Genomic DNA, 5,260 nt, shown 5'->3' with positions numbered 1-5,260 from the left:
GCCAACTCCTCGGGTCATAAGTCGATCAGGCTATTCGGCAAAGAACGCCGCTTAGCCTGCCCGTCTTATGCCTGTCGGAGCTGAACGGCGCCTTACGCTTTTCATTGTAGGCAAAAAAGTTGAATGGAACTTTGGTATCCTATACGATTTGTTGTGTAAATGTTGTAGAGGAGGAAATTCATATGACAACTGAAAAAATTTATGATGTCATTATTATTGGTGCCGGTCCTGCGGGGATGACGGCTGCTGTTTATACATCTCGTGGTAACCTTTCTACGTTAATGCTTGAACGGGGAATTCCGGGTGGTCAAATGGCTAATACGGAAGAAATTGAAAACTATCCAGGATTCGAACATATATTAGGTCCGGACCTTTCTACAAAAATGTTTGATCATGCCAAAAAGTTTGGTGCTGAATATGCTTATGGCGATGTTACAGATGTTATTGATGGAGAGAGTTACAAGACGATAGTCGTCGGGGATAAAGAGTATAAAGCCCGTGCGATTATTATTACGACAGGTGCTGAATACAAAAAAATGGGTATTCCCGGTGAAGCTGAACTTACAGGCCGTGGCGTAAGCTATTGTGCGGTTTGTGATGGGGCATTCTTCCGTAAGAAAGAACTCGTTGTTGTAGGCGGTGGCGACTCGGCGGTAGAAGAAGGAACTTATTTGACACGTTTTGCAGATAAGGTGACGATTGTTCATCGCCGCGGTGAATTACGTGCACAAAAAATCCTTCAAGACCGTGCATTTGCAAACGACAAGATTGAATTCATCTGGAATTCATCTGTGAAAGAAGTAAATGCTAGAGAAGGAAAAGTTGGTTCCGTGACACTTGTATCAACTGTCGACGGTTCTGAAAAGGAATTTGAAGCTGATGGCATGTTCGTATACATTGGAATGGATCCATTAACAGCTCCATTTGCTAAACTTGGAATTCTTGACGAAAACGGTTACGTTACAACAAACGAAATCATGGAAACATCCGTACCTGGTATTTATGCTGCAGGGGATGTTCGTGAGAAATTGTTACGCCAAGTTGTAACAGCTACTGGAGACGGTAGTATTGCTGCGCAGGCTGTACAGAAATACGTTGAGGAATTGATGGAGAAGTTAGGCGCAAAAGCTTAATGGATTTTAATGTAACCTTAATGTGGCTGTAACAGAAATGCAATGTCTAAAGGGTATAGTAAGTGTATCAATTGACCCCCCTTTTGATAAAGTATATTTTGAAAGGTGATTTATCGGTCTAATCCGGTAGATTGCCTTTTTTTTGTCGTTTTACAATGGTTCGATGTATAATGATAATATGCGTTTATAAAAAGTGGGGTTAGACAAATGCAGAGAATCGTAAATTTACTTGTAGTAAAAGATAATCATGTATTATTGTTAAAAAAACCTCGTCGTGGCTGGTATGTAGCACCTGGTGGAAAGATGGATTCGGGTGAGTCGATTTATGAAACGGCCGTCAGAGAATTCACTGAAGAAACCGGTGCTGTACCGATTAATCCGTTATTAAAAGGCATCTACACGATGATGATCACGGATGAAACTGGGGAGAATGTGAAAAACGAATGGATGCTCCACACATTCATTGCTTTTGACTTAATAGGTAAACCGTTTGAAACGACAGTTGAGGGAGTCCTAGAATGGCATCCTGTTGAAAGCCTGGAGACATTACCGATGGCAGAAGGGGACCGGACCAATTTACTGTTTGCGGTTTCTCAGAGTGGGATACAATATGGAACGTTCTTTTATACCGAGGAATTTAAATTATTGAGAGAGAAAATCCAATATTCTGTGGAAGGTGATGGACAATGACTGAAATAGGGAAGCCAAGCGGTGATATTGAAATAGTAATTATTACAGGGATGTCAGGTGCGGGTAAGACGGTTGCGGTGCAGAGCTTTGAAGATCTTGGGTTTTATTGCATCGATAATTTACCTCCAGAGCTATTAGTTATGTTTCTGAATTTGATGATGAAATCGGAGAATAAAATGAACAGGATAGCCGCTGTAATGGATACGCGTGGAGGTGACCTATTTGATTCGCTCATTGGGGCACTGGACGATTTATTGCATATGAAGGGTGTATCGTCACGAATATTATTTCTCGATGCAGACGATGAGACGCTTGTTCGACGTTATAAGGAATCGCGAAGGTCTCATCCACTGTCCGCGGGCGGATTGCCTTTAGCAGGTATAAAGAAAGAGCGCTTGCTATTATCCGAGATGAAAGGCCGTGCACGCTCGATTTTCAACACTTCACGTTTAAAACCAAGGGCATTGAGAGAAAAAATAATGACTGAGTTTTCCTCTAAGGATGATCTTGGTTTTACACTAAACTTCCTTTCTTTCGGTTTTAAGCATGGTATGCCGATTGATGCAGATGTCGTATTTGACGTTCGTTTCCTACCAAATCCTTTCTATATTGAGGATTTGAAACCGAAGACGGGGCTGGAGAAAGAAGTCTATGACTATGTACTGAAATGGAACGATACACAATTACTTATTGAAAAATTAACGGACTTATTCAAGTTCTTAATTCCACAATATAAAAATGAAGGAAAATCACAAGTAGTGATTGCATTCGGCTGTACAGGTGGTCAACACCGCTCTGTAACACTTGCTGAATTTTTCGGAAGTCGTTTCAAAGACGAGTACCGAACGCTAATAACCCATAGGGACATTGAAAAAAGAAAGGATTGACGCTATGCCGAAATCCGGGAACTTGAAGAAAGTCGTTGTATTAGGCGGCGGGACTGGTTTGTCCACATTGCTGCGGGGATTGAAAAAATACCCTGTCGATTTGACTGCAGTAGTCACGGTTGCTGATGATGGCGGCAGTTCGGGCAGACTTCTTGATGAATATGACATTCCGCCTCCGGGCGATATACGCAAAGTCATGGCAGCGCTTTCAGATGTTGAGCCATTAATCGAAGAGATGTTTGAGTACCGATTTGCAACTTCGGAAGATTTGAAAGGTCATTCACTCGGCAATCTTATGCTGGCTGCTATGACGGATATCACCGGTGATTTCGCACGTGCAGTCGAACAAATGAGTAGGGTGCTGAACATAAAAGGGAAAGTATTACCAGCCGCTAATCAGCGCATCACATTGCATGCAGAACTCGAAGACGGTACAATCGTGACTGGTGAATCGAAAATACCGGTTTACGGACGTAAAATTCGCAAAGTGTATTTATCGCCGCAAGAAGTTGAACCGTTACCTGAAACAATAGAAGCAATTAATTCTGCTGATCTGATCATTATTGGCCCAGGCAGCTTATATACGAGCATCTTGCCCGCACTGCTTGTCCAATCAATTCGTAAAGCGGTCTTGTCATGTAAGGCAAAAAAGGTGTATATTAACAACTTGACGACGCAAGCAGGAGAAACACATCGCTATACAGCCTCGGAGCATGTGCAGGCATTGTACGATCATGCGGGTGAATCCTTTATTGATACGGTTTTATTGAACGGGACAGAATTTTCTACATTGCAGGGTGGTAAAGAATGGATGGGACCGCCTTGGCCTGTCGAAAACGATTTGGAAACGCTTCAACAACTTGTACCAAATATTGTAGTGAAAGACATTTGCTTATTATTAAACGGAACAATCATCCATGACTCTGAGAAAGTAGCTAAATGGCTCATAGATTATATGGAAAATGGAATCGAAACGGAACAGACGTGATCGTCGCCGAGAAAGGGGAAGACTCATGTCTTTTGCATCAGAAACAAAAAAGGAAATGACGCAGATAGAAGCGGAAGACTGTTGTACGAAGGCAGAGATAGCGGCGTTCATTAGGATGAATGGTGCACTTTCTTTTTCTAATAAACAGTTAAGTCTGGATGTGCAAACTGAAAATGCTGCCATTGCAAGACGCCTTTATACGAATTTAAAACGTTTGTATCCTTATAAAGTAGAGCTGCTTGTTCGAAAAAAGATGCGCTTGAAAAAAAACAACGTTTACATTTGCCGAATTAGGGGTGGAGCAAAAGCCCTTCTGGAAGAACTACTAATTCTGACAGGAACATTTCAATTTAAAAATGAGATTTCAAAGGAATTGGTTAAAAAGAGATGCTGTCAACGCGCTTATTTACGGGGTGCTTTTCTAGCAGGGGGTTCTGTGAATAACCCCGAAACATCTTCCTATCACCTTGAAATCTTTTCAATATATAAAGAACATAGTGAAGACTTAGTTGATCTGATGAACAAATACCATTTGAATGCGAAGTCGATTGAACGGAAAAAAGGGTATATCGCTTATTTAAAAGAAGCTGAAAAAATATCGGATTTCCTTAGTATTGTCGGCGCACATGTGAGCTTAATGAAGTTTGAAGATGTACGAATCATACGCGATATGCGAAATAGTGTGAACAGGCTAGTGAATTGTGAAACCGCGAATATGAATAAAACCATTGGCGCAGCACAGCGCCAAGTTGAAAATATAAAGTTTATTGAAAGTACGATTGGACTTGCTGAATTACCAGATAGATTGCAGGAAATTGCGAGGCTTCGGGTAGACAATCAGGATATTACGTTGAAGGAACTTGGAGAACTTGTTTCGGGCGGAATGGTAAGTAAATCCGGTGTGAACCATCGCTTAAGAAAAATTGAAGAAATTGCGGATAATCTTCGCAATGGGGGAATCGGTAGTCGGTGAATCCGCTGTCGAACCAAGAGAGGAGCTGGCACAGTCATGGCAGAACGAATAGTTGAAGTAAAGTTGAAATCAGGATTACAAGCACGGCAAGCAGCACTTTTTGTCCAAGAAGCAAATCGATTTTTGGCTGATGTGTTTTTGAAAAAAGAAGAACGTCAAGTAAATGCTAAAAGTATAATGGGGATTATGAGCCTAGCCATTGCGCGCGGCACGACAATCACGTTGATCGCAGAGGGAAGCGACGAGGACCAGGCTCTGGAATCACTCGCTGCACTTGTTGAAAATGACAATTAAATAAAATAACAACCGTTAGCGCTGTCAAACGACAAGTGGTAACGGTTTTTTTATGGAGATTTGATGTGAAGTGATGGGGATGCGTCCGGTAGTCATGGCGAAGAGGGAAATAGTCATGGCAATAACGGTTAGTCATGGCAATAGTGTGTGAAGTCATGGCAATGCCACCGATATTCATGGCGAAGAGGGAAATAGTCATGGCACTAACAGTTAGTCATAGCAATAGGGTGTGAAGTCATGGCAATGCCGCCAGAAGTCATGGCACTAACAGTTAGTCATGGCACTAACAGTTAGT

At 41.9% G+C, this 5,260-nt stretch carries 6 protein-coding genes; all 6 read left to right on the top strand.

Annotated elements, in window-relative coordinates; genetic code table 11:
- The first annotated feature begins 182 nt into the window (after window positions 1-182).
- The 6 genes from trxB to I2484_RS20565 all read left to right on the top strand — a co-directional run bounded on the left by trxB (window position 183) and on the right by I2484_RS20565 (window position 4,965).
- A complete protein-coding gene (gene trxB / locus I2484_RS20590; RefSeq protein WP_207152926.1) occupies window positions 183-1,133 on the top strand; it encodes a thioredoxin-disulfide reductase in 951 nt (316 codons plus the stop codon).
- Window positions 1,134-1,340: 207 nt separating this feature from the next.
- Window positions 1,341-1,823 carry an NUDIX hydrolase gene (locus tag I2484_RS20585; protein WP_207152925.1) on the top strand — a complete coding sequence of 161 codons (483 nt, stop codon included), beginning with the start codon at window positions 1,341-1,343 and terminating at the stop codon, window positions 1,821-1,823.
- Complete coding sequence (gene rapZ / locus I2484_RS20580) at window positions 1,820-2,710, top strand: RNase adapter RapZ (RefSeq protein ID WP_207152924.1); 891 nt, start codon at window positions 1,820-1,822, stop codon at window positions 2,708-2,710. The genes I2484_RS20585 and rapZ overlap by 4 nt, the downstream gene beginning before the upstream one ends.
- Before the next feature lie 4 nt (window positions 2,711-2,714).
- Window positions 2,715-3,698: a gluconeogenesis factor YvcK family protein gene (locus tag I2484_RS20575; protein ID WP_207152923.1), complete on the top strand. Its 984-nt coding sequence runs from the start codon at window positions 2,715-2,717 to the stop codon at window positions 3,696-3,698.
- Between the two features lie 25 nt (window positions 3,699-3,723).
- The gene (gene whiA / locus I2484_RS20570; protein ID WP_207152922.1) at window positions 3,724-4,671 is read left to right on the top strand and encodes a DNA-binding protein WhiA; all 948 of its coding nucleotides are present in this window, start codon (window positions 3,724-3,726) and stop codon (window positions 4,669-4,671) included.
- Window positions 4,672-4,707: 36 nt separating this feature from the next.
- Window positions 4,708-4,965, top strand: coding sequence for an HPr family phosphocarrier protein (locus tag I2484_RS20565; RefSeq protein WP_207152921.1), 258 nt, complete (start codon window positions 4,708-4,710; stop codon window positions 4,963-4,965).
- Window positions 4,966-5,260: the final 295 nt, after the last annotated feature.

Source organism: Sporosarcina sp. E16_8 (assembly GCF_017347095.1).
Taxonomy (GTDB): Bacteria; Bacillota; Bacilli; order Bacillales_A; family Planococcaceae; genus Sporosarcina.
The sequence above is the reverse complement of the archived record's forward strand: the minus strand, read 5'-3'. Positions and strand labels throughout refer to the sequence as shown.